This is a genomic window from Rhizobium sp. SG741 (assembly GCF_012275435.1).
GTDB lineage: Bacteria > Pseudomonadota > Alphaproteobacteria > Rhizobiales > Rhizobiaceae > Rhizobium > Rhizobium lusitanum.
Map to the genome: position 1 here is coordinate 285,693 of NZ_JAAZQP010000008.1, position 26,785 is coordinate 312,477.

Consider the following 26,785-nt stretch of genomic DNA (forward strand, 5'->3'; position numbering starts at 1 on the left):
GCCTGCTCTAGAGACTGTGAACCAGCTTGCCGGCGACATAGGTTGCAACCGCCCGGCCGCTCATTCTTGCATCCTCGAAAGGTGTATTCTTCGAGCGCGACAGAAGCATTTCTTTGGCGACAAGCCAAGGCTCGTCGAGATCGATCAAGGCAATATCCGCCTTCGCGCCCGGCTTCAGCGTGCCGGCATCGAGACCGAAGATCTGGGCCGGCCGCGTCGACAGGGCATCGATAAGCCGCATCAGGCTGACCTCACCGCTATGATGGAGGCGAAGGGCGGCGGCCAGCAGCGTTTCCAGTCCGACTGCGCCGTCCTCAGCCTCTGCGAACGGCAGGCGCTTGGTGTCCACGTCCTGCGGGTCGTGCGAGGAAACGATGATGTCGATGGTGCCGTCCGCCAGCGCCTCGATCATGCCCGTGCGGTCGTCCTCGGACCGCAGCGGCGGGTAGAGCTTGAAGAAGGTGCGGTATTCGCCGATGTCGTTCTCGTTCAGCGCGAGATTGTTGATCGAGATGCCGCAGGTGACCTTGGCGCCGCGCGCGCGGGCAAGGCGGATGGCTTCAGCCGATTCAGGCACGGAAATCATGGCGGCGTGATAGTGGCTGCGCGTCAGCGCCGCAATGCGCAGGTCGCGCTCGAGCGGGATGAGTTCGGCCTCCTTCGGGATGCCTGACAGCCCGAGCCAACTCGCAAGCAACCCTTCATGCATGACGCCGTTGGCGCCGAGATACTTGTCGCGGGTCTCGCAGGAAATGACCGCGCCGAATTCCCGCGCATAGGTCATCAGCCGCCGCAGGACCTGTGTGTCGTAGACTGCGGAATGCGCATCGGTGAAGGCAACCGCGCCGGCCGCCCGCAGAAGGCCGATTTCCGTCATCTCCTCGCCGGCAAGACCCTTGGTGAGGGCGGCGGCCGGATAGACATTGACGACCGCGGTGTCGCGCGCCGTCTTTCTGACGAATTCCACCAGGGCGATGTCGTCGATGACGGGATGGGTGTCCGGCATCATGATGAAGGAGGTGACGCCGCCGGCCGCGGCCGCGCGGCTCGCCGAGGCGATCGTTTCGCGATGCTCGCCGCCAGGCTCGCCGACATGGACGCGGGCGTCGACCAGACCCGGCACGGCCACGAGGCCGGTGCAGTCCCGTACCATCGCGCCCTTCGGTGTGGGGTGGCCTTTCGCATCCTTGCCGGCGGCGACGATGATGCCGCCTTCGACCACGATCGCACCGACCTCGTCGAGATTACGGGAGGGGTCGATGATGCGGACATTCTGCAGGACGATCGAGTTGTTCATGCGCCTGATACCTCGCTGCGAGGTCCTTGGTTCTGTGAGACGAGCAGCACTTCCATGACTGCCATGCGCACGGCGACACCCATTTCCACCTGCTCGGCGATGACGCTTTGAGGACCGTCGGCCACCTCGGATGCGATCTCGACCCCTCGGTTCATCGGCCCCGGATGCATGACGAGCGCATCCTCCTTGGCGGCTTTGAGCGTCTCGGCGTCCAGCCCGTAAAAATGATAGTATTCGCGCACCGACGGCACGAAGGCGCCGGACATGCGTTCGCGTTGCAGCCGCAGCATCATGACGACGTCGGCATCCTTCAGCCCTTCCTTCATCGAATGGAAGACCTCGACGCCCATGTCGGCAATGCCCGCGGGCAGCAGGGTAGCGGGCGCCACGACGCGCACACGAGCGCCCATGGCGTTCAGGAGCAGGATGTTGGAACGGGCAACGCGCGAATGCAGCACGTCGCCGCAGATGGCGACGATGATGCGCGAGAGCTTGCCTTTCGCGCGGCGGATCGTCAGCGCGTCGAGCAGCGCCTGGGTCGGATGTTCATGTTGGCCATCGCCGGCGTTTACAACTGAGCAGGAGACCTTCTGCGCCAGCAGCGCGGCGGCACCTGCGCTCGAATGACGGATGACGAGCACATCCGGCCGCATGGCGTTCAGCGTCATCGCCGTATCGATCAGCGTTTCGCCTTTTTTCACGGACGAATTGCCGACCGACATATTCATCACATCGGCGCCAAGCCGCTTGCCGGCCAGCTCGAAGGAGGACTGGGTGCGGGTCGATGCTTCAAAGAAAAGATTGATCTGCGTGAGACCGCGAAGCGTCGACGTCTTCTTCTCACGCTGGCGGCTTATCTTGACCGCCTCGTCGGCCTTGTCGAGAAGATAGGTTATATCCTGCTCGGTAAGACCCTTGATGCCGATGAGGTGGCGGTGGGGAAAGAAGACCATGGACCTGCCCTCTGGATGTCGTCAGGGGGTCTATAGAGAGGGAGCGCCAAAGGGGCAAGCGCGCGCATGTGACAAGGTCGCGTGTTCCCCATGCAATTTCGCTCGAATCCGGTTACAGCAGCTATGCTGTTAGGAGACAAAACTTCCGGTTTCCTTTTGCAACCCTCTTGCTCTAAAAGCGAAATATGACCCAACCGACCCGGACTGATGACCCATTTGCCGACCTGAACCAGCCGAGCCTCTGGTCCGGCATCAATGCCTATCGTTCCGATCCGTTGATTGTCGATCTGACCTCTGGCCTGCCGCGTTCGACACGGGAAGACCTGGAGCAACTCGGTCGCTTCGTCACCTCGCACGAGGCGCAGGAACTGGCGCGCATGGCGAACCAGGGCACACCGCAACTGCGCACCCACGGTCCGCGCGGCGAGCGTCTCGATGTGGTCGAATTCCATCCGGCCTGGCACGCGCTGATGCGCCGTTCGATGTCGTCGGGCCTGCATTCCTCGATCTGGGATGCGCAGGCAGATCCCGAAGCGGCGGGGCAGTCGCACAAAGTGCGCGCGGCCCGCTTCTATCTGACCGCGCAGCTCGAATGCGGCCATCTCTGCCCGCTGACGATGACCAGCGCGTCCGTGGCAGCCATGATGGCGTCGCCAGCCGTCCAGAAGGACTGGGCGCCGAAGATCCTGTCGCGCAGATATGATTCTTCCAACAAGCCGGCCATGCAGAAGACAGCCGTCACCATCGGCATGGGCATGACGGAGAAGCAGGGCGGCACCGATGTGCGCGCCAACAGGACGGCCGCCGACAAGGTGAGCGAGGGCATCTACAGGCTCTCCGGCCATAAATGGTTCATGTCGGCGCCGATGAGCGATGCCTTCATCATGCTGGCCCAGACCAAGGAGGGCCTTGGCTGTTTCCTCGTGCCGCGGCTGCTCGAGGATGGCTCGGCCAACGGCCTGCAATTCCAGAGGCTGAAGGACAAGCTCGGCAATCGCTCGAACGCCTCCTCGGAGGTCGAATTCACCGACACCTTCGGCTTCCTGCTCGGGACGCCCGATGCCGGCATCCGCACGATCCTCGACATGGTGACGCTGACACGGCTCGATTGCGCGCTGGCGTCGGCCGGCATCATGCGGGCTTCGTTGGCCGAAGCCGTGCATCATGCGCGCGGCCGCAGCGTCTTCGGCAAGATGCTGGTCAAACAGCCGATCATGACGCGCGTGCTCGCAGACATGGCGCTCGATGTCGCTGCCGCGACCGCGCTCGCCTTCCGCTTGGCCGAAGCCTTCGACAAAGCGAGCGGCAGCACTGAAGACGCCGCCTACGCCCGCGTCATGACGCCGGTCGCCAAATACTGGTGCTGCAAGATCGCTCCGGCGCTGATTTATGAAGCGATGGAGTGCATCGGCGGCAGCGGCTATATCGAGGAGCGCCCGATCGCCCGCCATTACCGGGAAGCGCCGGTCAATGCGATCTGGGAAGGGTCCGGCAACGTCATGGCACTCGACGTTCTCAGAGTCTTGAACCGGGGCAAGGACCTGTTCGAAACCGTCTTCGCCGGCCTTGCCCGCGATCTCGGGCCCGCCGGCAAGAAGACCATCGAGGTGCTGCGCGCGGCCATGGCGCTTTGCGAGCAGGATGAGGGGGCAGCCCGCCTCCTGGTCGAACAGATGGCGCTCGCCGCCGGTGCGGCCGAGCTCTATCGCCTCGGCGCGGGCAAGATCGCCGATGCCTTCATCGAAACCCGGCTGGCCGGCGGCTGGCGCTCCACCTACGGCATGCTCGATGCGCGCTTCGACGCCAGCTATATCGTCGACCTTCTCTATCCGCCGGCGACATAGAATTTGCGCTAGCGATTGCCAGGCTCGCAGCGGCATCGCCGATTGTCGCGATACCAATATTTACTATGTTGGTATCGGCATAGGAGTGTTTACATGGCCCGCAACACATCCGTTTCGCTTGGTGATCATTTCAGCGCCTTTATCGAAGCTCAGATTCAGACGGGCCGATACGGCTCTGCCAGCGATGTTCTTCGCGCAGGTTTGCGTCTGCTTGAAGAGCATGAAGCGAAGGTCAGGGCTCTTCGGGATGCATTGATTGCTGGTGAGGAATCCGAAAAACCTGCCCCCTTCGATAACGCCGCATTCCTGAGGCGGATGCGCGCGACATATGGCGAATAGGCCTCGAAAGTACGGCCTGTCCCCGCTAGCGGGGCCGATCTTGAAGACATCTGGCGATATATCGTCGAGAACTGGTCCGCAAAGCAAGCGGAAGCCTACCATGCAGAAATCGTCGAAGCCTTCGAGGGATTGGCGTCCGGTCTGAAAATCGGGCGTCGCATCCATATCCGCGAAGGTCATTTCAAACATGCCATCGGCTCCTACGTGATCTACTATCTTCTGCCGGATGCGGAAGTCGCCATCATTCGCGTGTTGCATTGGCGAATGGATGTAAGTCGGCTTCTTCTGAAGAGAGATTGGAGTTTTGATTGTTGGCCGCACAAGATTCTCACGTCAGCTCGCAGAGGCTCCCATGATCAACCTCCGTCAGGTCCAATCCGATGATATCGACCAGCTCTATGCCATCTCGCTGCTGACCGGTGACGCCGGCAAGGATGCGACGGCGCTTCACCGCGATGGCCGTTTGATCGGGTACATCTATTCCGCGCCCTATGCTGCACTCCACCCTGAGATGGTTTTCGTCGCCGAGGATGACGAAGGCGTCTTCGGTTATATCGCGGGCGTTTTCGATACGGTTGCTTTCGAAGAGCGCCTGGAGCGTGATTGGTGGCCGGATCTGCGGCGCCGGTACGCCGATCCCGTCGGTGATCCGGCACTCTGGAATGCCGATCAGCGCCGGATATCGACAATCCATCATCCGAAACGGACGCCTGCCATTCTCACCGATCCATTTCCCGCACATATTCATATGAACCTGCTGCCGACGGCTCAGGGAAAAGGCGTCGGCACGGCATTGCTGGAGCGCTGGATGGCATACGCCAGTGCGCGCGGCGTCAACGGGGTTCATCTCGGCGCCAATTCCGGCAATCATGGCGGTATCCGTTTCTGGTCGTCGCGAGGCTTCGTACCGGTGGAACTGCCGCCCGATCTGGCGTCGGAAACGACCGTATGGTTCGGCCGGTCTCTCTAAATCTGTGGATTTGCAGGCTTTGACGGTGCTGCCGATCACACCTTTGTTGTTCGCGCCAATTCGACTTGTTACTCACCGCTCGGTGACAGATTGGAGCTGAGTCGATGGCCGTTGCAAACGCAGCCGTTAAAATCCTGATGGAAGCGCCCGTTCCGGAAAAGCGGATGCGCAACCGCGCCGCAACCGAGCAGGCGATTCTCGATGCCGCCAAGCGGCTCCTTGCGGAGGAGGGGTTCCAGAATTTCGGTATCAACGCGGTAGCGCGTGGCGCCGGCTGCGACAAGCAGCTGATCTATCGCTATTACGGTGGGCTCGACGGACTGGTGGAAGCCATCGGTGCGGATCTCGGAAGCTGGGTGAAGGATCGCATTCCCGACGATACCGGCGGCATGTTTCTTCTGACCTATGGCGATCTGATGGAGCGGCTCGCCCTGTTGTTTCTCGACGCCTTGCGCGCCGATCCGCTGATGCGCCGCATCGTCGCCTGGGAAGTATCCGAAAACAGCGAGCAGGTTCGCAGGCTGTCCGAGGCCCGCTCCAAGGCACTCGCCGGCTGGATCGAGCGCATGCGCGGCTCGCTCACCCCGCCGAAGGGGATCGACGCGCAGGCGGTCAACGCCATGATCTTCGCCGCCATCCAGCATGTCGTGCTTTCTGCCACGGTCAGCAATCAATGCGCCGGCCTTGTCTTGAAAACCGCTAGGGATTGGGAGAAGGCGGCAATGGCGCTGAAGCGGATCGTGCGCGGCGTCTACGGCTGATATCGGCGCTCATCCGGGAGATATCCACAAGCCCACCGCGCCGTTAACCTTAACAAATGGTTTACATTGCGCCGCAACGGTTAACTCGGCAGTGTGAAAAGACCGATTGTTAACTATTAAGCGTGCAGCCATGGGGTCCAGACCCACAAAATTAGTGTTTCTTGTCACGGCGATGATGTTCTTCGCCGTGCTGGCCCTAGATATAACGCTGCCCGCGATGGTGTTGAGCGCCATGGCGCTGTCGAACTGGCTCGTCCTTTCGGCTGGGACGACGCAATATCCGCGTCGAAGAGGTGCCGCATGAAGTGGTTGCTGATTTGCTGGGCTGGGCCCGTCTCGTTTATCGGGGCATGGTATTATCTGTCGTACTACGACATGAGCTTCGGCATCTTCATGCTGACGCGGCAGATGCATGACCTGGTGTTCGAGATCTACGGCAAGATCCTCGGCATTCCGCCGGAAGCCATCCCGCCGCTCGTCGCCCGCGCCATCGCCTTCGATAGTCTGCTGGTTTTCGCGATCTTCGGCTTTCGCCGGCGCGCCGCCATCATGGGCTGGTGGAGGCACCGTCAGGAGTCGAGATCTGACAAGGTTGCTCTGCCGAGCGCCGAAAGCCTGTCCAAGGCTCCCTGAAGAATAAAGCTCGCAGCCGCCGAGTCGATGCGCTCGGCCCGCTTGGCACGCGAGACGTCCATTTCCAGAAGCGCCCGTTCGGCCGCAACCGTCGAAAGCCGCTCATCCCAGAAGACGAAGGGCAGGGCGGTCTTGTCGGCCATGCTGCGCACGAAGGCGCGCGTCGCCTGCACCCGCGGCCCCGAAGAACCGTCCATATTGACAGGCAGGCCGATAATAAAGGCCGCCACCTTTTCCTTCTCGGCGAAGGCGAGCAAAGTCTGAGCATCCTGGGTGAACTTTACCCGCTTGATCACCGGGCGCGGCGTGGCGAAGCGACGGCCGAGATCGGACATCGCAAGTCCGATCGTCTTGGTGCCGAGATCGAGGCCGGCAACCGCCTGCCCGGGCAGGAGCGTCGCGGCTAGGTCTTCGATGGTCAGCGTCGTCATCAAGGTCTCGCTCTCGTCAAAACAAATTGAAGTTCGAACCGCTTTTCTTTGCCGCGGTTTGAGATATCTCCTAGACACCAGCCTGCCATTTCAAATCAAGCATTAAGGAGAAATCCAATGAAGATCACCTGGCTCGGCCATGCCGCTTTTCGCATCGAAACGGCAAAGGCCAAAATATTGATCGATCCTTTTCTGACGTATAACTCTTCCTTTGCCGCCGCTGGCCTCGATATCAAGGATGTTGCCTCGGGTGTGACCCATATCCTGTTGACCCACGGCCATGGCGATCACGTCGGCGACACGGTTCAGATCGCCAAGGATACGGGCGCCGTCGTTCTCGCCAATGCCGATCTGGCCTCCTGGCTCGGCACCAAGGGCGTCGAGAAGCTGGAAATGGGCAATACCGGCGGCACCGTCGGTCTCGGCGGCTTCTCAGCCACATTCACCAATGCGCTGCATTCGTCCGCCCAGATCACCGAAGACGGCGTTTCCCACGCGCTCGGTAATCCCAATGGCCTGATGCTGCATTTCGACGACGAGCCGACGCTGTTCCACATGGGCGATACCGATATCTTCTCCGACATGGCCCTGATCAACGAGTTGCATCAGCCCGATATCGGCATCGTGCCTATCGGCGACCGCTTCACCATGGGCGGTGCCGTTGCCGCGCTCGCCTGCCAGCGCTTCTTCAACTTCAAGACCGCCATCCCCTGCCACTACGGCACCTTCCCGATCATCGATCAGACCCCGGAAAAGTTCGTTGCCGGCATGGAAGGCTCGAAGACAACGGTCGCGGCTCCGAAGGTGGGCGAGAGCGTTTCTGCCTGACGATACCCGTTGCGTATGGCGGACATGGCCTTTATAGCGTGAAGCAAATCCGCTTTTGTGGATAATCTTGCTATCCGGAGAATGCCATGTCCGTCGATCTCGCCACTGTCAAACGCGTCGCCCATCTTGCCCGCATCGCTGTCAATGAAGACGAAGCGCAGCGGATGATGGGCGAACTCAACGGCATTCTGGGCTTCGTCGAACAGCTTTCTGAAGTCAATGTCGATGGCGTCGAGGCCATGACCTCCGTGACGCCGATGGCGATGAAGAAGCGCGCGGACGAAGTGACCGACGGCAACAAGGCCGCCGACATCGTCGCCAATGCGCCGAATACCGATCAGAATTTTTTCCTGGTTCCCAAAGTCGTCGAATAAAGGCTTCCTTTTAGCCCGTTCCGACCCGTTGCCTATTTCCAGATCTGAAGCGAAACAAAATGAGCGAACTGACCAGCCTGACCATTGCCGAAGCCCGCGACAAGCTGCGCGCCAAGGACATCACCGCCACCGAACTGACCGAAGCCTATCTTTCGGCGATCGACGCGGCCAACGGTCAGCTCAATGCCTATATCGCCGTGACGCCGGAAAAGGCGCGCGAGATGGCCAAGGCTTCGGACGCGCGGCTTGCCGCCGGCAAGGCCGGTGCGCTCGAAGGCATTCCGCTAGGGATCAAGGATCTGTTCGGCACCGAAGGCATCCACACGCAGGCCTGCAGCCACATCCTTGACGGCTTCAAGCCTCGCTATGAATCGACGGTGACGCAGAACCTCTGGAACGACGGCGCCGTCATGCTCGGCAAGCTCAACATGGACGAGTTTGCCATGGGCTCCTCCAACGAGAGCTCCTATTACGGCCCGGTCATCAACCCCTGGCGTGCCGAAGGCTCGAACCAGCAGCTGGTTCCTGGTGGCTCGTCGGGCGGCTCGGCTGCTGCCGTAGCGGCGCATCTTTGCGCCGGCGCCACGGCGACCGATACCGGCGGCTCCATCCGCCAGCCAGCTGCCTTCACCGGCACCGTCGGCATCAAGCCGACCTATGGCCGTTGCTCGCGCTGGGGCATTGTCGCCTTCGCTTCGTCGCTCGACCAGGCTGGCCCAATCGCCCGCGACGTTCGCGATGCCGCCATCCTCCTGAAGTCGATGGCAAGCGTCGATGCAAAGGATACGACCTCGGTCGACCTGCCGGTGCCGGATTACGAAGCCGCGCTCGGCCAGTCGCTGAAGGGCATGAAGATCGGCATCCCCAACGAATATCGCGTCGACGGCATGCCGGAGGAGATCGAAACGCTCTGGCAGCAGGGTATTGCGTGGCTGAAGGATGCCGGCGCAGAGATCGTCAACATCTCGCTGCCGCACACCAAATACGCGCTGCCGGCCTATTACATCGTTGCGCCCGCCGAAGCATCCTCGAACCTGGCGCGCTACGATGGTGTCCGCTACGGCCTGCGTGTCGACGGCAAGGACATCGTCGACATGTACGAGAAGACGCGCGCTGCCGGTTTCGGCCAGGAAGTGAAGCGCCGCATCATGATCGGCACCTATGTTCTCTCGGCCGGCTATTACGACGCATACTACCTGCGCGCCCAGAAGGTCCGCACGCTGATCAAGCGCGATTTCGAGCTTGCCTTCCATGCCGGTGTCGACGCCATCCTGACACCCGCCACGCCGTCCTCCGCCTTCGGCATCGCCGACGAGGATCTCGCTTCAGATCCGGTAAAGATGTACCTCAACGACATCTTCACGGTGACGGTCAACATGGCCGGTCTCCCCGGCATCGCCGTCCCCGCCGGCCTCGACCCGAAGGGCCTGCCGCTCGGCCTGCAGCTCATCGGCAAGCCGTTTGAAGAAGAAACCCTGTTCAAGACCGCCCACGTCATCGAACAGGCCGCCGGCAAGTTCACGCCGGCGAAGTGGTGGTAAGCACCATAATTTGAGGCCCATAATTTGAGGCCCATCACCGACGCCGACCACGAAACGGCCGGCGCGGTCGGCTTTGCCGCTTGGTGGAGCGGCGACGCCTTGGATGCAAGATTAAAAGTCCTGACGTTATTGCGGCCGTCCGGGGGAATTGTTCTCTTACCCCTCCATGGCCAAAGGCGAAGTCATAGTCGCCGAGGTTGATGGTTGCCCCACCTGCTGGATCGCGCGCGAAGATCATCGCCATCACACTTTGGACCGAAATACGATCATAAATTGCAGCAGGCCGCTTGGTCTTGTCGTCTGCAACCGAATCGGAAGGTCTCTTCATGCTCAAGCAAGTCACGGCGATCCTGCTTCTCAGTGTGGCATTTCCTGCAATTTCGCTGGCGGCGGACAACGGGGCCATTCGCGCCATTACCTTGTCCTCGGGTGGCCTTGCCGAGGTCTCTCGATCGGCCGCAGTCGGTAGCGACGGCGTGGTCCGGCTCGAGGTGCCTCTCGACCAGGTTGATGACATGCTCAAGAGCCTTGTGGTCAATGAGACCGACGGCTCCGTGGCCGGTTTCTCGCTGGCGGGGCCGCAACCTCTAGAGGAAACCTTCAAAGGCCTGCCGTTTACGCCGGAAGCGCTCTCATCCGTGCCGTCGCTTTTGACATCGATACAGGGCGCCAGAGTATCGGTCACCAGCGGTGGGAAAACCGTTGAGGGAAGCATTCTCGGGATCGAGATCAGGAAGACCGGCGAGAGTGCACCGGTTCCGCTGCTGACCGTTCTCGACAAGGATGGCGCTGTGGAGACGCTGGCGCTTGGCGAGGATGCGTCCGTCCGGATTGAGGATGCTGAGATGAGAGCGAAGGTTGCCAAAGCGGCGGCGGCCATTGCCCGTGGCAAGAACGACGGCAGCCGCACCATCGATATCAAGCTGAACGGTGTGAAGAACGGCGGCGATATCGGCCTGACCTATGTGGTTCCGTCTCCGATCTGGAAAACGGCCTACAAGGTTGTGACCGAGGCAAATGGCAAGGCGCGTTTGCAGGCGTGGACCGTGCTGGAAAACGCCAGCGGTGAGGATTGGAAGGGCGTCAAACTGACGTTGACGTCGGCCGAGCCGGTGACGCTGAAGCAGGGCCTGCACAAGCTCTATTGGAGAGAGCGACAGGAGGTGCCGGTCAACACGGCTTCGAATATTGTCCCTGATCTCGATAGCGGAGACCTGTCCAACAGGCAGCGGCTGTCATCGGATGCGGAGGAACCAGTAACAGCGCCCGCGCCTGCCAAGGCAATGATGGGTGGCGCCAGCAGAAAGGCAGCCGCATCTGGATACATGGCCGACGAGTTGGAAAGGCCTGCAGCGCCAATGCAAATAGCTGCTGGTAGTGCTGCCAATGCCACCGAAAGCGATATCTCGGCCACGTTCGAACTTCCGGGGACTTACGATCTGGCAAATGGTGACACCTTATCCGTGCCGATCGTGGATGCGGCGCTGGATGCCGATATGGTGGACATGTATCGGGCGGGCAGCTCCATTGCCAATCCCATCGCCGCGGTGATGTTGAAGAATACCGCTGGTGTCAGCATGCCGCCGGGAATTCTCACGCTATACGACAGCAAGATCGGCTACATCGGCGACTCCCAGCTATCCGCGCTGCCCAAGGGCGATACGCGCCTCGCCAGTTTCGCGACCGACCGAAAAGTATCGATCAGCGAGCAGCAGACGCCGACGGAGGAGATTGCCTCTCTCAAGGTTTCCGATGGCGTGATGCAAACAATCGTCAAATACCGCCAGACGACAACATACACTGTTTCAGGGGCGCTTGACGGCGAAAGGACCGTTATTGTCGAACACCCGATTAGGGATGGTTGGTCGTTTTCGTCGGACGAAAGTTTCGGCAAGACGGCAACACACCAGCGGCTCAAGACGGTCGTGCCGGCGGCTACGGAAAAGACGCTGACGGCAGTCGACGAGCAGCTTCAGAGCAACAGTTACGCTCTGGTCGATGCAGAGCCGGACATGCTGCTTGGATGGTCGGCTTCGGCCCATGACAAGGTACTTGTAGACAAGCTCGCAAACCTGGCGGAGGCGCGCAAAAAGCAGGTCGCTGCCCAGAACGATCTGGAGAGTTTCGACAACGAAATAGAGAAACTCACCAATGACCAGGAGCGGATAAGACAGAATATCGGCGCGGTTCCGGAGAACAGCGATTTGAAGAAGCGCTATTTGAAGGCTCTGGCAGATAGTGAAGACCAAATCGCTGCAGTCGGCGAAAAACGCGCCGCGATGCAAAAGGACAGCGATCGTCTGGGCAGCCAGGTGGCGGAGCTCATCAGGACATTCTGATCGCCACCAGCGCTTCGTCACATGAGCCGCATGAGCGGATGAGAGCCGCCCGACCGGGGCGGCTCTCATGCTTTCTCTACCTATTATCCAATTGCGCCCTCACCAGCCTCAGGCCCCGTTCCGTTATCCGGTAGGGATGTCCGCCGGAGGATTTGATGGCCTTCAGCTGTTTGAGCTTGCGGAAGAGCTCGATGCCGAAACCGGGATAGAGCCAGCCGTCCCGCGTGTAGCAGTTGACGGTCTCGATTTTCTTGTTTTCGGTGCGTTCGATTTCAATGCGCCCGCCTTGAGCAAGCAAATGCAGGATGCGCTGCTCTGCGCGTGAGATATCCATTGTCGTCAGAATCCGGAAAGCGCCAAAGGCGCAACAAAACGATCCGACGCTCCCTTTAGGGAAGTCGGGGCTTCGTTTTCGGGCCCAGCACGCAAGAAGGCTTGCGGGCAGGGCCTTTACCGGGTCTGAGAAAAGGTAGACATCAAAACTCCATTGACGCGGCAGTTTTAAAACAGGTTGCAACCGGCGGTCAAGTTTCACTCTCGTTGGACTTGGGCCGCCACCGTGCGCTTGCTTTTATCTCGTCGCTGGAAAAAGCTGTTTTCCGGTGCTTTACTGCTGGAAACGGCGGGGGCCCGATGATCCATATTCGCAATGCGCATGAAGGGGAAGCGGAGGTACTGGCCAATATCGGCCTGCGCTCATGGCAGAAGGCCATGGGCTCGATCGGAAGTCCGGTCGAGCTTCTGGAAAGTGCAAGCGACGCGTTTTCGAATTTCACGCGCGACGTCTGGCTGACAATCACGGTCATCGAGCTGAACGGGGAGGTCGTCGGCTGGGCGGCGCGCGAGGGCCTCGATGAGACCATCTCCGATTTCTGGATCGACCCGGGGTTTCTCAGGCGAGGTCTCGGTTCGGCACTCCTGGAGCGTATCGAGCAGGACATGCGCGAACAGGGGCTGGAAAAGGTTTCGCTGCACACTCATGCCGGCAATGTCGACGCGATCGGTTTTTTCAAGGCTCGTGGCTATGAGATCAACTGGCTGTCGATCGTCTATTCCCCGAAGCTCGATAGCGATGTGCCGACCATCGGGCTTTCAAAAGCGCTGGTCGAAGATAGCGACGGCGTCTACGGTCCAGGCATATAGCGCGCCGGCGATGCCGAAAGCCTTGCACCATCTCGCCAATTGCTCTACCTCACAAAGTTCAGAAGAACAGCATTTCAAGAGCTTCCCATGACCCTTGTCGATGTCCGCACGCCAGATCCGAAACGCTTCATTCCCGGTGCCACCGGCGATTGGGAAATCGTTATCGGCATGGAAGTCCATGCCCAGGTGTTGAGCAATTCCAAGCTCTTCTCCGGTGCCTCGACCGAGTTCGGCAAGCCGCAGAATTCCAACGTCTCGCTGGTCGATGCCGCCATGCCCGGCATGCTGCCCGTCATCAACGAGGAGTGCGTCAAGCAGGCCGTGCGCACCGGCCTCGGCCTGAAGGCGCAGATCAACAATCGTTCGATCTTCGACCGTAAGAACTATTTCTACCCCGATCTGCCGCAGGGCTATCAGATCTCGCAGTTCAAGGATCCGATCGTCGGCGAGGGCAAGATCGTCATATCCCTCGGCCCGGACCGTCAGGGCCAGTTCGAGGATATCGAGATCGGCATCGAGCGGCTGCATCTGGAGCAGGATGCCGGCAAGTCGCTGCATGATCAGCACGCCACCATGTCCTATGTGGATCTCAACCGCTCCGGCGTGGCGCTGATGGAAATCGTCTCCAAGCCGGACATCCGCTCGTCGGACGAAGCCAAGGCCTATATGACCAAGCTCCGCTCGATCGTGCGCTATCTCGGCACCTGCGACGGCAACATGGACGAAGGCTCGATGCGCGCCGACGTCAACGTTTCCGTGCGCCGCCCCGGTGGTGAGTTCGGCACGCGCTGCGAGATCAAGAACGTCAACTCCATCCGCTTCATCGGCCAGGCGATCGAATACGAAGCGCGCCGTCAGATCGGCATCCTTGAGGATGGCGGCAAGATCGACCAGGAAACCCGCCTGTTCGATCCGAACAAGGGCGAGACACGCTCCCTGCGCACCAAGGAAGATGCGCATGACTATCGCTATTTCCCCGATCCGGATCTGCTGCCGCTCGAATTCGATGACGCCTTCGTCAAGGAACTTGCGGCGCACTTGCCAGAGCTGCCTGACGACAAGAAGGAGCGCTTCGTTCGCGAGCTAGGCCTGTCGATCTACGACGCCTCCGTTCTGGTCTCGGAAAAGGCGATCGCAGATTATTTCGAAGCGGTCGCTGCCGGCCGTGACGGCAAGATGGCGGCAAACTGGGTCATCAACGACTTGCTGGGTGCTCTGAACAAAATCGGCAAAGATATTGAAGAGACTCCGGTTTCGCCCGCCCAGCTCGGCGCGATCATCGATCTCATCAAGGCTGAAACCATCTCCGGCAAGATCGCCAAGGATCTGTTCGAGATCATCCTCACCGAGGGCGGCGATCCCACAGAGATCGTCGAGGCCCGCGGCATGAAGCAGGTCACCGACACCGGCGCCATCGAAAAGGCCGTGGACGAAATCATCGCTGCTAACCCGGATCAGGTCGCCAAGGTCAAGGCCAAGCCGACGCTCGCCGGCTGGTTCGTCGGCCAGGTGATGAAGTCGACCGGCGGCAAGGCCAACCCGCAGGCCGTGCAGGCGCTGGTCAAGGCCAAGCTCGGCATCGAAGAGGAATAATCGGTGTTCTTCGTCCGCACCGCCGGCGAGCAGGACCTGGAAAAGGTCCGTGCTCTGCTGCGCGAAACCTGGCATGCGACCTACGACCATATCTATGGGGCCGACAAGGTCAGCGAGTTGCATGCCTCCTGGCATTCTCTGGCGTCGCTGAAGGCACGGCTGGCGAAGAAGAACGCCGAATTCCTCGTCGCCGACGACGGCAAGACGATCGGCGGCATGGGCTATGCCGCCATGTCCACGGAGATGACAAAGACTGTCGAGCTCTACATGCTCTATGTCGGCCCGCGCTACCAACGCCAGGGCGTCGGCCGCGATATCTTCGCAGAACTGGAAACCTGCTTTCCGGACGCAGAAGTCATGCGCCTGGAGGTCGAACCACAAAACGAGCCTGCGATCGCCTTTTACACGGCGCATGGCTTCGTCGAAGTCGGCCGCACGGAAAACTGCGGAAATGCGCAATCGGGCATTCCGGCGCTGATATTCGAGAAGCCTCTCGAAAACCACTGACAGCTAGGCAGGTCGATCATGAACAGTGCCGATTTGATCATTCGCGAAGCTCGTGAGGCTGACCTTCCTTCCTTGATTGACCTCTTCGCCGCAGATGCTGTCGGCGGCCACGGCGATACCGCCGATCCATCCGCCTATGGCGATTACCTCCGGGCCTTCCGCACGGTCGATGCCTCATCCGAGCAGACGCTCTACGCCGCCGAACTGGCCGGCGAAGTCGTAGGCACGTTCCAGACGATGATCACGACATCGCTGACCGGCCGTGGCTCCTCCGCGATGATCATCGAAGCTGTGCAGACGCGCACGGATCTGCGCGGGCAGGGGATTGGCGCCGCAATGATCAATTTCTGCATTGCCGAGGCAAAAAGCCGCGGCATGCGGCTGGTGCAATTGACCTCGAACGCCCAGCGCAAGGATGCTCACCGCTTCTATGAGAGATTGGGTTTCAAGCCGAGCCATCTTGGTTTCAAGATGACATTGAAATGACAGCGTTTGCCTGCTGGAATCACTGGACAAGCCCGTCCGGTGGCGGCATAAGCAAGCTATCGAATTCTGGTATCGCTCGCCATTCAGCGGGTATCGAGGAAAAGACATGTGGAATTTCATCGTACAAACCTTCACCTGGTGGAATGGTCAGACAATGGGCACGCGGTTCGCGACCTGGCGTTTCGGCAAGCGCGTCGGCGAGGATGAATTCGGCAATGTCTATTACGAAGGCGGCATGTCCTCCTACGGTCTCCCGAAGCGCTGGGTGATCTACAAGGGTTACGCGGAAGCCACGGCAATTCCCCCGGGCTGGCATGGCTGGATGCATCACCGCACCGACGTTCCGCCGACCAAGGAAAACTATGTCGCCAAGGAATGGGAAAAGGGGCACCGCGCCAACCAGACCGGCACTCCGCAGGCCTATCGCCCGCCGGGCTCGCTGGCCGTTGCCGGCGAGCGTCCGCGCGTGACCGGCGACTATGACGCCTGGACCCCGGGCAACTGAGCAGAAGGGGCCGGCTCGTCCTTTGGCCACAATTGGCCGTTAGGCGCGAGAGATGCCGGCTCTTGCTCGGCGCTTTGACCGAGACCAAGCGGAGATTGCCGGATATGACGTTTTTCACGCGGAGCGCTTCTTTGCGTGTAATGGCGGGAGCCGTGATCGCTCTCTTGGCTGGCATCGTTTTGCCGCCTTCCGCAGAGGCGGCCCGCATCGCCAATCCCGTCGCCGTTTTCTCCGGCCTCGACAAGATCACCGGCCGTATCACGACATTCGATGTCTATATGAACGAGACCGTGCAGTTCGGCGCGTTACAGGTGACGCCGCGGGCCTGCTACTCGCGTGACGATACCGAACAGCAGAAGGTGGACGGTTTCATCGAAGTTGATGAGATCACGCTGGATCGCCGCATCCGCCGCATCTTCACCGGCTGGATGTTCGCCGACAGCCCCGGTCTCAACGCGGTCGAGCATCCGATCTACGACGTCTGGCTGAAAGAGTGCAAACAGAAATCCGACATCCCGCCGCCGGATACCGCCGGCGCGAAATAGTCGATCCCTGGAGAATCCGCAGCCGTGCCGACTCGCCCGCAGGAGCATCGCTCCCGCGGACGATTTGCTATTTTGCCTTCGGATTTGAGGCTGCCTCACCGATCGCATCGCGATCATCTTCATCGGACAGATCGATGACGATGCGCGTGGCGGCCTTGATGCGATGACGTAGAACGTCGCTGCGGTCCGGATGGCCTCTCAGCTTGCCGCGGCCATGCAGCACCTTGAGCCTGGATCTCGAAATGGCCAGCTCGGACGCAAGCAGGCGATCAAGGCGAAGGTTCAAGGCGAACACGCTCGCAAGCTCGATTTCCAGTGTTGTCCAGCTCGCTTTCCCCTGCGCTACTTCCTTCCGGACAATGGCGTCAGGCGATTCATCGATGCGCAGCGCCTTGCGCTTCAGTCCGTCGAGATCGAATTCCTGAAGTCGTACCCAGTCCGGATCGTTGCCTTGCAAGGCTTCCAGGGTAGCAGGGCTGAGATCACGAATGGTCCGCCGTTCGAAGAGGGTCCGATTCCACGTCTTCCCGCAATCGGAGCATTTATAGACGAGCCAGGCATCAAGCCTTTTGCCATTGGCATTGAGCCTGATCTTGCCGCTCGATTTGAAGGGTTTCAAGCATCCGCAGCCGCTGCAGGCGATCCATGGCTGGGGTGCGGTCTGAGGATAGATGGTCCATCGGACCCGAAGAATATTGCACATACCGTCTTGGTCTTCCGTCTGGAAGTTCACCAAGCTGATGGCGGGACAAGCCCTTTATGGGCACGGTATGGCGATGTTGCGGGACGGCTGAAGAGCTGAGACAGCAATGGCTGCGCTAGGCGCGTTTTGACAATGCCAAACCGGTCTCAGACCACCACCCGATGAACATGAACATGCATCGGCGGCGACACGCTTCCCTATGCATGGGGTGAAACTGGATGAGACCGGTATTTACGACGGCAAAGCGAAACCTCTATGCACCAACGCTCTTCGCGTCGAGCGATAGCAAATACCAACCGGAATTTGAAGTCTTCGGCGCACGAATACCTTTAGTACGCTCCGCGGGGCTAAGCTCTGATCGCCTCAAAAGCTCAGATTGGGTGATTCCATCGCCTTTTCGAGCATTTTCGCGTAGTCGTCCTTCGGCACGTCGATCGCGCCAAACGTCTTCAGGTGCTCGGTTGTGAACTGCGTGTCGAGCAGTGTGAAGCCCCGTTGCCGCAGGCGCTCGACCAGATGGACGAGGCAGATCTTCGAAGCGTTGGTGCGGCGGGAGAACATGCTCTCACCGAAGAAGGCAGACCCCAGCGAGACCCCGTAAAGCCCGCCGACCAGTTGGTCATCCTCCCAAGCCTCGACCGAATGCGCATGGCCGATATGGTGCAGCGTCGAATAGAGCGCGCGGATGGTCTGGTTGATCCAGGTGCTGGGCCGGCCGCTCGTGTGCTCGGCGCAGGCTGCGATGACGGCGTCGAAATCGGTGTTGAAACGGATGTCGAACGGCCTATGGCGGATGGTCTTTGCCAGGCTCTTCGAGACATGAAAGCTATCGAGGGGCAAGACACCGCGAATTTCCGGCTCGACCCAGAAGATCTCCGGGTCGTCGGCCGATTCGGCCATCGGGAAGAGTCCGATGGAATAGGCGCGCAACAAAATCTCCGGGGTAACGCCGGGGCGTCTGCTGCGCGTTCCTGGCACGGCTTAGGCCGATGTCCTGGCCAGGTAGTCTTCCAGCCAATGGATATCGTAGTCGCCGTTGGCGATATCCTGGTTGGAAACCAGATCCTGGAATAGCGGCAGGGTGGTCTTGATGCCGTCGACCACGAATTCGTCGAGCGCGCGGCGCAGGCGCATCATGCATTCCACGCGGGTCCGGCCGTGCACGATCAGCTTGCCGATCAGGCTGTCGTAGTAAGGCGGGATCTTGTAGCCCTGATAGGCGCCCGAATCGATGCGCACGCCAAGCCCGCCGGGCGCATGGAAATGCGTGATCGTGCCGGGCGAGGGGATGAAGGTGCGCGCGTCCTCGGCATTGATGCGGCATTCGATGGCGTGACCATGGAAATGCACTTCATCCTGCGTCACCGAAAGACCGCCGCCGGAGGCGACGCGGATCTGTTCGTGCACGAGGTCGATGCCGGTGATGGCCTCCGTGACCGGATGCTCCACCTGCAGGCGGGTGTTCATTTCGATGAAATAGAACTCGCCATTTTCATAGAGGAATTCGATCGTGCCGGCGCCGCGATACTTCAGCTTCTTCATGGCGTCGGCGCAGATCTGGCCGATCTTCATGCGCTGCTCGACATTGAGCGCCGGGGAATTGGCTTCTTCCCAGACCTTCTGGTGGCGGCGCTGCAGTGAGCAGTCGCGTTCGCCGAGATGCACGGCGTTGCCTTCACCGTCGCCGAACACCTGAACTTCGATGTGGCGCGGCTTGCCGAGGTATTTTTCCATGTAGACGGAGTCATTGCCGAAGGCAGCGCCCGCTTCCGTGCGCGCCGTCGACCATGCTTCGACCAGGTCCGCTTCCGTGCGCGCCACCTTCATGCCACGACCGCCGCCGCCGGCGGTTGCCTTGATGAGCACCGGATAGCCGATCTCGCGCGCCGTCTTCAGCGCGTCTGCCTCGGTCTTCACTTCGCCGTCAGAACCCGGAACGACCGGGATGCCAAGCTGCAGAGCGGTGGTCTTGGCGGTGATCTTGTCGCCCATGATGCGGATATGATCCGCCGTCGGACCGATGAAGGTGATGCCATGCGCCTCGAGGATGTCGGCGAACTTGGCATTTTCCGACAGGAAGCCATAGCCGGGATGCACGGCGTCGGCGCCGGTGATCTCACAGGCGGCAACGATCTGGTGGATATTGAGATAGCTTTCGCGCGACGGCGGCGGGCCGATGCAAACGCTTTCATCCGCAAGCCGTACATGCATCGCGTCGGCATCGGCGGTGGAATGAACCGCCACGGTGGCAATGCCGAGTTCCTTGCATGCGCGCAGCACACGCAGGGCGATCTCTCCGCGATTGGCTATGAGAATCTTCGAAATCATGGGCATGGGCTTACTCGATGACGACAAGGGGTTCGCCGTACTCGACCGGGCGTCCGTCCTGAACGACGATTTCCGTGACCGTGCCGGATTTAGGCGCAGGGATCTGGTTCATCGTCTTCATGGCTTCGATGATCAGTAGCGTCTGGCCTTCCTTGACGACCGAGCCGACCTCGATGAAGGCGGCCGAGCCCGGGGCCGGCGCCAGATAGGCGGTGCCGACCATGGGTGCGCTGACGACGCTATCGGGATTGCGCACCTTGCCTGCGGGAGCGGCGGCCGCGATGGGAGCAGCGGCTGCTGCATAAGCAGGTGCTGCGACCGGCGCCTGAACATATTGCGGCGTGCCGGCGCGAGACACACGAATGCGCAGATCTTCCTGCTCGACTTCGATCTCGGTCAGATCCGTCTCGTTGAGAATATTGGCGAGATCGCGAATCAGCGCCTGGTCGATACCCGATTTCTTTTCAGCCATTGGTTTTCTTGCCCTGTATTTTTGTTATTGGGTGATGGATTTCAGCGCGTGCAGCGCCAGGATGTAACTATAAGGTCCGAAACCACAGATCATGCCCTTGGCAGCGGGCGCGATCATCGATTTGTGTCGGAATTCTTCTCGCGCGTGGATGTTGGAGATATGCACCTCCACCACGGGAACGGAAATGGCGCGGATCGCATCGTGCAGCGCGATCGACGTATGGCCATAGGCGCCAGGATTGATCGCGACGCCGGCGGCGGTATCGCCGGCTTCATGCATCCAGTCGACCAGCAAGCCTTCATGATTGCTCTGGCGGAAATCGATGATGAAGCCCAGGCTTTCGCCCGCGGACTTGCAGTCTGCTTCTATATCCTTGAGCGTCTTGCCGCCATAGATGCCCGGCTCGCGCTTGCCGAGAGCGTTCAAATTGGGTCCGTTGAGGACAAAAATAGTTTGCGCCATCAGAGGTTCCGTCAAAGTGCAGCGCAACCTATAGACTCCCGAGGCCTTGTAGGAAAGCCCCGGAGCGTAGGTTGCGCGTCTCTAGGTGTGGAAACGCCGCGATTTTGGCAATTTTGAGCCCTGTCGAAATCTACGTGGTTTCGATGGTGCCTCGAATGCAGCGCGCGGCGCGGAGATGTGATCGTCAGCAGGTGGTCTTGCCGCAGCTGCGGACATTGGCAATCTTCTGCTGAATGGCTTCGAGCCCGATTGCGCCGGAAATGGTTTCGTTGCCAATGACATAGGCGGGCGTGCCCGTGACGTTGAGATCGGTGGCAAGCTGGTAGGTCGCCTTGATCATATCGTTGTTCGGGCTCTTTGCCATTTCCGCGCGGATGGCTGCTTCTTTGACGCCAAGCGAGGCGGCAACTTCAATGGCGCTGTCCTCCGAGGCGCGGCCGTCGCTGCTCAGCAGCGTGTGATGGAATTCGGCATATTTTTCAGGCGAAAGCTTGCGGAATGCATCGGAAACCCGCGACGCGGCGACCGAGTCCGCCCCGAGGATCGGGAATTCCTTGAGCACGAAACGCACGTCCTTGTCCTGCTTCAGCAGCGTGTCCATGTCGCCGAGCGCATGGCGGCAATAGGTGCAGTTGTAGTCGAAGAACTCCACCACGGTGATGCTGCCCTTCGGATTGCCGATCGCGATATCATCCTTGGAGTTGAAGATCGCGTCCTTGTTCTGAGCGATCACTTGGGACGACTGGGCGAGGCGGGCCGCCTCCTGCTTCTTCTCGAGCGCGGCCTGCGCATCGAGCAAGACTTCCGGATGTTCGACGAGGTATTCCTTGATGAATTCCCCGATTTCCTTTTTCTGCTGATCGTCCAGCGCGGCGGCGGGCTGGATTGTGGCGAAGGACGCTGTGAGGGCAATCGCCGCAACCGTCAGCAGGCTTTTGAAAGAAAAGGTCATTGGGTCCTCGTTTGGATCTATGCGGAGACTTTCTCGGATGCGGCATAGCATCGTCGGGTCAACTTCCGCAAATACGGATCAGCAACTTACGGCGCAAGCTTGCTTCCAGAAACAGGAATTTTCGCGACGAAGCCGCAATCGCGGGATTGTGAATGAACCATTATTGCGGCAAATGTCGCACCGCGATCCGATCCGAGAGAGAATTGATCTTGTTTTCCTTATCCAAGCGCAGCGATGTCGAACCCTTCCACGCCATGGATGTGCTGGCCGAGGCGACGCTTCGGCGTCAGGCCGGCCATCCCGTCATTTCGATGGCTGTGGGACAGCCGTCCCATCCGGCGCCCCAGGCGGCGCTTGAGGCGGCGCGCGCGGCACTCGGCCACGGCCGCATCGGCTATACGGACGCGCTTGGGACGCTGGCGCTGCGCCAGGCGCTCTCCGCGCACTACCAGACCCGTCACGGCCTGTCGGTCGATCCGAAGCGCATCGCCATCACCACCGGCTCGTCGGCTGGCTTCAATCTTGCCTTCCTGACCCTGTTTGATGCGGGCGACAGCGTCGCCATCGCTCGCCCTGGCTATCCCGCCTATCGCAATATCCTCGCGGCATTGGGGCTCGATGTGCTGGAGGTGCCGGTGACCGAGGAGACGCAGTTCACGCTGACGCCGGAAAGCCTGGAGGCGGCACAGGCGGTGAGCGGCAAGCGGTTGAAGGGGGTGCTGCTTGCAAGCCCCGCCAATCCCACAGGCACCGTCACGGGCAGGGCGGCGCTGAAGGCGCTCGCCGATTATTGCGCCGATCGTTCCATCGCCTTCATTTCCGACGAGATCTATCACGGGCTCACTTTCGTCGGCGAAGAGACGAGTGCGCTGGAACTGACCGACGAAGCGATCGTCATCAACTCCTTCTCGAAATATTATTGCATGACCGGCTGGCGCATCGGCTGGATGGTGCTGCCGGAGCGGTTGGTGCGCCCCATCGAGCGTGTCGCCCAGAGCCTATATATCTCCGCGCCGGAACTGTCCCAGATCGCTGCAGAGGCAGCGCTTGGCGCAGGCGCCGAACTCGATGTCTATCGCGAAAGCTATGGGCGCAACCGCGATTTCCTGATGCGGCGTCTGCCCGAAATCGGCTTCCGTATCGCTTCTCCGATGGATGGCGCTTTCTACGCCTACGTCGATGTCGGCCGCTTCACCAATGACAGCATGATCTTCGCCCGCAAGATGCTCGCCGAAATCAACGTCGCCGCCACGCCCGGTCTCGATTTCGACCCGGACGACGGGCATCGCGCGATGCGGATCTCCTATGCCGGCTCGAATGCCGAGATCGAGGAGGCGGTTGAACGCATGGCGGCCTGGCTGAAATAGGCTACCGGATCAATGTGTTGCGCCAGTCTGCGAATGTGGTTGCGCGGGCGTGAGCACCGTTTCCAAGCATGAGCCTTAAACCTGGCGATCTGCAGAAACAAAAAACCGGCCGCGTCACCACGGCCGGTTTTTTGATCAATTCTTCCCAAACAGCAACGCTCAGAAGAAACCGCGGCGCTGCCACCAACCAGCCTTCTTCGGCTTGGTCGGATCGCCGTCACCATCACCGCCCTCGTTGGTGCGGGTGGATTTGACCACCGGCTCGGAGGACGAGACGTTCGACTCGCGGTTGGCGCGTGCCGGCTTGGCCGCGGCTGTTTCGGATTCCGCCGCAGCTGCCGGTTCGGGTTCTACGGGGCGGTCGAGATCGGCGACAATTTCGGCCACCGTCTCGGCTTCGGTATCAGTTGCAGGTGCCGCTTCGACGACTGGTGCTTCGACTGGCGATGCTTCCGCCTTCGGCTTGCGACGGCTGCGGCTCTTGGCGGGCTTCACGTCCTCGGTGACGACGGACGCCGTCTCGACGGCTGCCATGGCCGGCTGGCCTTCGACGGCGGCTTCGCCTTCGGCAACGACGATTTCGGCGACGGTCACAGCAACATCGCTTTCGCCGTCATCCTGATGATCAGCGCCTTCGTCGGAACCGGCTTCGTCGCCGGCAGCCAATTCATTGCCCTCGCCATCGCGATTGCGGCGGCCGCCACGCTTGCCGCGGCGGCGGCGCTTGCGCTTCTGCTGCGCGTCGTCGCTGCCGGACACGGCGGAGATTTCGGTATTGCCGACGTTGTCGTCTTCGTCGCCTTCATCCCCTTCCTCATTGCCATCTTCCATAGAGGTGTCGGAGGTTGATTCGGAGGCTGTCTGGGCATCGCCGCTGCGACCGCGACGACGGCGGCGGCGCTTGCGCTTGCGGTTGCCATCATTGTTTTCGGAGCGGGCGGCAGGCTGCTGCTCGACGCTTGCAGCCTTTTCTTCCAGCTCCTCGTCTTCATCCTCATCGGCCTCGATGACGATATCGTCGTCATCGTCCTCCGGAATGGCGGCGAAGTTGAACAGGCTCTCGATCTTCACCGGATTGGCCACCGGCTCGCCGCGGTCAATCGCGAAGTGCTGCGTGCCCACGGCATTGTCGGCGCCGATGACGATGGAAACGCCGAAGCGGCTTTCGTAATCGGTGATCGTCTGGCGCTTGTGATTGAGCAGGTAGAGCGCAATGTCCGGCGTCGTGCGCACGACGATGTCGTGCGTCGTGTTCTTGAGCAGGTATTCCTCGATGCCGCGCAGGACATGCAGCGCGACAGAGGACTGCGAGCGCACATGGCCGGTGCCACCGCAATGCGAGCAGATCTGCGTGGTGCTTTCGAGAACCGATGCGCGGATGCGCTGGCGCGACATTTCCAGCAGGCCGAAATGCGAGATGCGGCCGACCTGGATGCGGGCGCGGTCGTTCTTCAGGCATTCCTTCAGCTTCTTCTCGACGGCGCGATTGTTGCGCTTTTCTTCCATGTCGATGAAGTCGATGACGATCAGGCCGGCAAGGTCGCGCAGACGAAGCTGACGGGCGACTTCATCGGCTGCCTCGAGGTTCGTCTGAAGCGCCGTATCCTCGATCGAATGTTCGCGGGTCGAGCGGCCGGAGTTGACGTCGATCGAAACCAGAGCTTCCGTCTGGTTCATGATCAGGTAGCCGCCGGACTTCAGCGTGACCTGCGGCTGCAGCATGCGGTCGAGCTGTGCCTCGATGCCGGAGCGCGAGAAGATCGGATGGATGTCGCGATAGGGCTGAACCACCTTGGCGTGGCTCGGCATCAGCATCTTCATGAAGTCTTTCGCTTCACGATAGCCTTCCTCACCGGAGACGATGACTTCGCTGATATCCTTGTTGTAGAGGTCGCGGATCGAGCGCTTGATAAGGCTGCCTTCTTCATAGACGAGGCAGGGGGCGGTCGAAGCGAGCGTCAGCGTGCGGACGTTTTCCCACAGGCGCATCAGATATTCGAAGTCGCGCTTGACCTCGACCTTGGTGCGGTTGGCACCGGCGGTACGCAGGATGACACCCATGCCCAGCGGCACTTCGAGCAGCTTGGCGATTTCCTTGAGACGCTTGCGATCCTGCGGATTGGTGATCTTGCGGGAGATGCCGCCTCCGCGCGCCGTGTTCGGCATCAGAACCGAATAGCGACCTGCGAGCGAGAGATAGGTGGTCAGCGCCGCACCCTTGTTGCCGCGTTCTTCCTTGGCAACCTGCACCAGCAGGATCTGCCGGCGCTTGATGACTTCCTGGATGCGGTACTGCTTGCGCGGCTTGCGCTGCACGCGGTCCGGAACCTCTTCCATAGCGTCTTCGGCGCCGACGGATTCGATCACTTCCTCTTCATGGTCGTGATCATCATCGTCGTCATCGTCGCTGCGGCGCTTGGAAAGGTCGACATTTTCGGAGATCGAATCGGTTTCGACCATCGCGGCCATTTCGCCTGACGGACCTTCCTCTTCTTCGCTCGGTGCATCGACGGCAGTCGTTGCCTCGGCGGCAGTCTCGTCAGACGGAGCGGTCGCGACCGGCTTCTTGCGGCTGCGGCGAGGCTTGGTCTTCTTTGCCGGAGCCTCTTCCTGAGGGGTGGCGATTGCCTCGGCGGCAGGGGCCTCTTCGGCGATCGCGGCAGGTACAGCGTTGTCGTTGCCGTCTTTCGCAAGGATGCCGACATCCGGCTGCTCCTGCTGGGAGAGGTCGAGCGCCGTTTCCACATGCTCGACATCGTCGTCGCGGCGATGTTCCTCTGCTTCGGCCTTCAGCAGCGCTTGCCGGTCGGCGAGAGGGATCTGGTAATAATCAGGGTGAATTTCGGCGAAGGCGAGGAAGCCATGGCGATTGCCGCCATAATCAACGAACGCGGCCTGAAGCGAGGGCTCGACCCTCGTTACTTTTGCGAGATAGATGTTGCCGCGTATCTGCTTCTTGTGCTGCGACTCGAAGTCAAATTCTTCTATGCGGTTCCCGCGAACGACAACGACGCGCGTCTCTTCCTCGTGAGACGCATCGATAAGCATTTTGTCTGCCATGAAAGCTGTGCTCCTCGGCGCGGGCAACCGGATGGGGGCCTGCCTGTCGCTGGGACAAGCCGGACGCGATCCGCCGTTGCTGCACCGGATAATGAAAGTCGCGATTGGTTGTACGGCGATGACAGCATCCAGACGGCAGCCGGGGCATTACTTCCCTGGGGTCTGTTCACTTCCTGAAAAAGCTGCTGCGGTAACATCCGTAACCAAGCGAGATCAACTATGCCTTAGACCCAACCGGGTCCGATGAATTTGCTCTCTAAAGAGCGTTTGGTGGCTCTCCACCGATGAATTTCCCGCCTGAGGCTGAAAATTCAGATATCCACTGTTGGAGCAGAAGCTCTTGTAGACGGCG

29 protein-coding genes are annotated in these 26,785 nt (G+C 60.5%); 18 read left to right on the forward strand and 11 right to left on the reverse strand.

The window, feature by feature from the left end; genetic code table 11:
• Window positions 1-7: 7 nt before the first annotated feature.
• Both FHT29_RS21570 and FHT29_RS21575 read right to left on the reverse strand, forming a co-directional pair.
• Entirely contained in the window at window positions 8-1,297 is a 1,290-nt protein-coding gene (locus FHT29_RS21570) for a dihydroorotase (RefSeq protein WP_168600110.1), read from the reverse strand.
• Complete coding sequence (locus FHT29_RS21575; protein ID WP_037194296.1) at window positions 1,294-2,250, reverse strand: aspartate carbamoyltransferase catalytic subunit; 957 nt, start codon at window positions 2,248-2,250, stop codon at window positions 1,294-1,296. Before FHT29_RS21575 ends, FHT29_RS21570 begins: the two co-directional genes overlap by 4 nt.
• A gap of 185 nt (window positions 2,251-2,435) precedes the next feature.
• On the opposite strand from FHT29_RS21575, the gene FHT29_RS21580 reads away from it, so the two are divergent.
• The 7 genes from FHT29_RS21580 (at window position 2,436) to FHT29_RS21610 (ending at window position 6,797) form a co-directional block, all read left to right on the forward strand.
• The gene (locus FHT29_RS21580; RefSeq protein WP_047553167.1) at window positions 2,436-4,094 is read left to right on the forward strand and encodes an acyl-CoA dehydrogenase family protein; all 1,659 of its coding nucleotides are present in this window, start codon (window positions 2,436-2,438) and stop codon (window positions 4,092-4,094) included.
• A 93-nt stretch (window positions 4,095-4,187) separates the two neighbouring features.
• The gene (locus FHT29_RS21585) at window positions 4,188-4,433 is read left to right on the forward strand and encodes a type II toxin-antitoxin system ParD family antitoxin (RefSeq protein ID WP_168600111.1); all 246 of its coding nucleotides are present in this window, start codon (window positions 4,188-4,190) and stop codon (window positions 4,431-4,433) included.
• 60 nt (window positions 4,434-4,493) lie between these two features.
• Complete coding sequence (locus tag FHT29_RS21590) at window positions 4,494-4,817, forward strand: type II toxin-antitoxin system RelE/ParE family toxin (RefSeq protein ID WP_348644874.1); 324 nt, start codon at window positions 4,494-4,496, stop codon at window positions 4,815-4,817.
• Window positions 4,786-5,403 carry a GNAT family N-acetyltransferase gene (locus tag FHT29_RS21595; RefSeq protein ID WP_168600112.1) on the forward strand — a complete coding sequence of 206 codons (618 nt, stop codon included), beginning with the start codon at window positions 4,786-4,788 and terminating at the stop codon, window positions 5,401-5,403. The genes FHT29_RS21590 and FHT29_RS21595 overlap by 32 nt, the downstream gene beginning before the upstream one ends.
• Before the next feature lie 104 nt (window positions 5,404-5,507).
• The gene (locus tag FHT29_RS21600; RefSeq protein ID WP_168600113.1) at window positions 5,508-6,164 is read left to right on the forward strand and encodes a TetR/AcrR family transcriptional regulator; all 657 of its coding nucleotides are present in this window, start codon (window positions 5,508-5,510) and stop codon (window positions 6,162-6,164) included.
• A 130-nt stretch (window positions 6,165-6,294) separates the two neighbouring features.
• Complete coding sequence (locus tag FHT29_RS21605; RefSeq protein ID WP_168600114.1) at window positions 6,295-6,468, forward strand: hypothetical protein; 174 nt, start codon at window positions 6,295-6,297, stop codon at window positions 6,466-6,468.
• Window positions 6,465-6,797, forward strand: a complete 333-nt coding sequence (locus tag FHT29_RS21610; RefSeq protein ID WP_037194307.1) for a DUF6105 family protein — start codon at window positions 6,465-6,467, stop codon at window positions 6,795-6,797. The genes FHT29_RS21605 and FHT29_RS21610 overlap by 4 nt, the downstream gene beginning before the upstream one ends.
• Here FHT29_RS21610 and ruvX read toward each other — a convergent pair.
• The gene (gene ruvX, locus FHT29_RS21615; protein WP_037194309.1) at window positions 6,734-7,228 is read right to left on the reverse strand and encodes a Holliday junction resolvase RuvX; all 495 of its coding nucleotides are present in this window, start codon (window positions 7,226-7,228) and stop codon (window positions 6,734-6,736) included. The genes FHT29_RS21610 and ruvX overlap by 64 nt on opposite strands.
• Window positions 7,229-7,345: 117 nt before the next feature.
• Here ruvX and FHT29_RS21620 point away from each other — a divergent pair, with 117 nt between their 5' ends.
• From FHT29_RS21620 to FHT29_RS21635, 4 genes are all read left to right on the forward strand, one after another.
• The gene (locus tag FHT29_RS21620) at window positions 7,346-8,056 is read left to right on the forward strand and encodes a metal-dependent hydrolase (protein ID WP_037194311.1); all 711 of its coding nucleotides are present in this window, start codon (window positions 7,346-7,348) and stop codon (window positions 8,054-8,056) included.
• An 86-nt stretch (window positions 8,057-8,142) separates the two neighbouring features.
• A complete protein-coding gene (gene gatC / locus FHT29_RS21625; protein WP_037194314.1) occupies window positions 8,143-8,430 on the forward strand; it encodes an Asp-tRNA(Asn)/Glu-tRNA(Gln) amidotransferase subunit GatC in 288 nt (95 codons plus the stop codon).
• A 59-nt stretch (window positions 8,431-8,489) separates the two neighbouring features.
• Entirely contained in the window at window positions 8,490-9,971 is a 1,482-nt protein-coding gene (gatA, locus tag FHT29_RS21630; protein WP_168600115.1) for an Asp-tRNA(Asn)/Glu-tRNA(Gln) amidotransferase subunit GatA, read from the forward strand.
• 326 nt (window positions 9,972-10,297) lie between these two features.
• The gene (locus tag FHT29_RS21635; RefSeq protein ID WP_168600116.1) at window positions 10,298-12,310 is read left to right on the forward strand and encodes a DUF4139 domain-containing protein; all 2,013 of its coding nucleotides are present in this window, start codon (window positions 10,298-10,300) and stop codon (window positions 12,308-12,310) included.
• Between the two features lie 76 nt (window positions 12,311-12,386).
• On the opposite strand, the gene FHT29_RS21640 is transcribed toward FHT29_RS21635, so the two are convergent.
• Window positions 12,387-12,644 (reverse strand): YjhX family toxin, encoded by a 258-nt coding sequence (locus tag FHT29_RS21640; protein WP_092576619.1) that lies wholly within the window; start codon window positions 12,642-12,644, stop codon window positions 12,387-12,389.
• A gap of 299 nt (window positions 12,645-12,943) precedes the next feature.
• Here FHT29_RS21640 and FHT29_RS21645 point away from each other — a divergent pair, with 299 nt between their 5' ends.
• From FHT29_RS21645 to FHT29_RS21670, 6 genes are all read left to right on the forward strand, one after another.
• Window positions 12,944-13,453, forward strand: coding sequence for a GNAT family N-acetyltransferase (locus tag FHT29_RS21645; protein ID WP_168600117.1), 510 nt, complete (start codon window positions 12,944-12,946; stop codon window positions 13,451-13,453).
• Window positions 13,454-13,540: 87 nt separating this feature from the next.
• Window positions 13,541-15,046, forward strand: a complete 1,506-nt coding sequence (gatB, locus tag FHT29_RS21650; RefSeq protein ID WP_037194323.1) for an Asp-tRNA(Asn)/Glu-tRNA(Gln) amidotransferase subunit GatB — start codon at window positions 13,541-13,543, stop codon at window positions 15,044-15,046.
• Window positions 15,047-15,049: 3 nt separating this feature from the next.
• The gene (locus FHT29_RS21655) at window positions 15,050-15,553 is read left to right on the forward strand and encodes a GNAT family N-acetyltransferase (RefSeq protein WP_037194326.1); all 504 of its coding nucleotides are present in this window, start codon (window positions 15,050-15,052) and stop codon (window positions 15,551-15,553) included.
• Between the two features lie 18 nt (window positions 15,554-15,571).
• Window positions 15,572-16,039, forward strand: coding sequence for a GNAT family N-acetyltransferase (locus FHT29_RS21660; RefSeq protein ID WP_037194327.1), 468 nt, complete (start codon window positions 15,572-15,574; stop codon window positions 16,037-16,039).
• A gap of 106 nt (window positions 16,040-16,145) precedes the next feature.
• Window positions 16,146-16,544: an NADH:ubiquinone oxidoreductase subunit NDUFA12 gene (locus tag FHT29_RS21665; protein ID WP_037194329.1), complete on the forward strand. Its 399-nt coding sequence runs from the start codon at window positions 16,146-16,148 to the stop codon at window positions 16,542-16,544.
• 104 nt (window positions 16,545-16,648) lie between these two features.
• On the forward strand, window positions 16,649-17,089 hold the full coding sequence (locus FHT29_RS21670; protein ID WP_047553400.1) for a DUF2155 domain-containing protein: 441 nt from the start codon (window positions 16,649-16,651) through the stop codon (window positions 17,087-17,089).
• A gap of 67 nt (window positions 17,090-17,156) precedes the next feature.
• Here the strand turns inward: FHT29_RS21670 and FHT29_RS21675 are convergent, their stop codons facing one another.
• The 6 genes from FHT29_RS21675 to FHT29_RS21700 form a co-directional block, all read right to left on the reverse strand.
• On the reverse strand, window positions 17,157-17,708 hold the full coding sequence (locus FHT29_RS21675) for a DUF1062 domain-containing protein (RefSeq protein ID WP_246703067.1): 552 nt from the start codon (window positions 17,706-17,708) through the stop codon (window positions 17,157-17,159).
• Between the two features lie 447 nt (window positions 17,709-18,155).
• The gene (aat, locus tag FHT29_RS21680) at window positions 18,156-18,770 is read right to left on the reverse strand and encodes a leucyl/phenylalanyl-tRNA--protein transferase (protein WP_047553192.1); all 615 of its coding nucleotides are present in this window, start codon (window positions 18,768-18,770) and stop codon (window positions 18,156-18,158) included.
• Between the two features lie 3 nt (window positions 18,771-18,773).
• Window positions 18,774-20,126: an acetyl-CoA carboxylase biotin carboxylase subunit gene (accC, locus tag FHT29_RS21685; protein WP_173410718.1), complete on the reverse strand. Its 1,353-nt coding sequence runs from the start codon at window positions 20,124-20,126 to the stop codon at window positions 18,774-18,776.
• A gap of 4 nt (window positions 20,127-20,130) precedes the next feature.
• Window positions 20,131-20,592 carry an acetyl-CoA carboxylase biotin carboxyl carrier protein gene (gene accB / locus FHT29_RS21690; RefSeq protein ID WP_037201323.1) on the reverse strand — a complete coding sequence of 154 codons (462 nt, stop codon included), beginning with the start codon at window positions 20,590-20,592 and terminating at the stop codon, window positions 20,131-20,133.
• A 24-nt stretch (window positions 20,593-20,616) separates the two neighbouring features.
• Window positions 20,617-21,054 carry a type II 3-dehydroquinate dehydratase gene (gene aroQ / locus FHT29_RS21695; protein WP_047553196.1) on the reverse strand — a complete coding sequence of 146 codons (438 nt, stop codon included), beginning with the start codon at window positions 21,052-21,054 and terminating at the stop codon, window positions 20,617-20,619.
• A gap of 184 nt (window positions 21,055-21,238) precedes the next feature.
• Complete coding sequence (locus tag FHT29_RS21700) at window positions 21,239-22,006, reverse strand: DsbA family protein (RefSeq protein ID WP_047553199.1); 768 nt, start codon at window positions 22,004-22,006, stop codon at window positions 21,239-21,241.
• A 209-nt stretch (window positions 22,007-22,215) separates the two neighbouring features.
• Between FHT29_RS21700 and FHT29_RS21705 the strand changes: the two genes are divergently transcribed.
• Window positions 22,216-23,373 (forward strand): aminotransferase class I/II-fold pyridoxal phosphate-dependent enzyme, encoded by a 1,158-nt coding sequence (locus tag FHT29_RS21705; RefSeq protein WP_047553404.1) that lies wholly within the window; start codon window positions 22,216-22,218, stop codon window positions 23,371-23,373.
• Window positions 23,374-23,532: 159 nt separating this feature from the next.
• Here the strand turns inward: FHT29_RS21705 and FHT29_RS21710 are convergent, their stop codons facing one another.
• On the reverse strand, window positions 23,533-26,433 hold the full coding sequence (locus FHT29_RS21710; RefSeq protein WP_168600118.1) for a ribonuclease E/G: 2,901 nt from the start codon (window positions 26,431-26,433) through the stop codon (window positions 23,533-23,535).
• Window positions 26,434-26,785 lie beyond the last annotated feature (352 nt).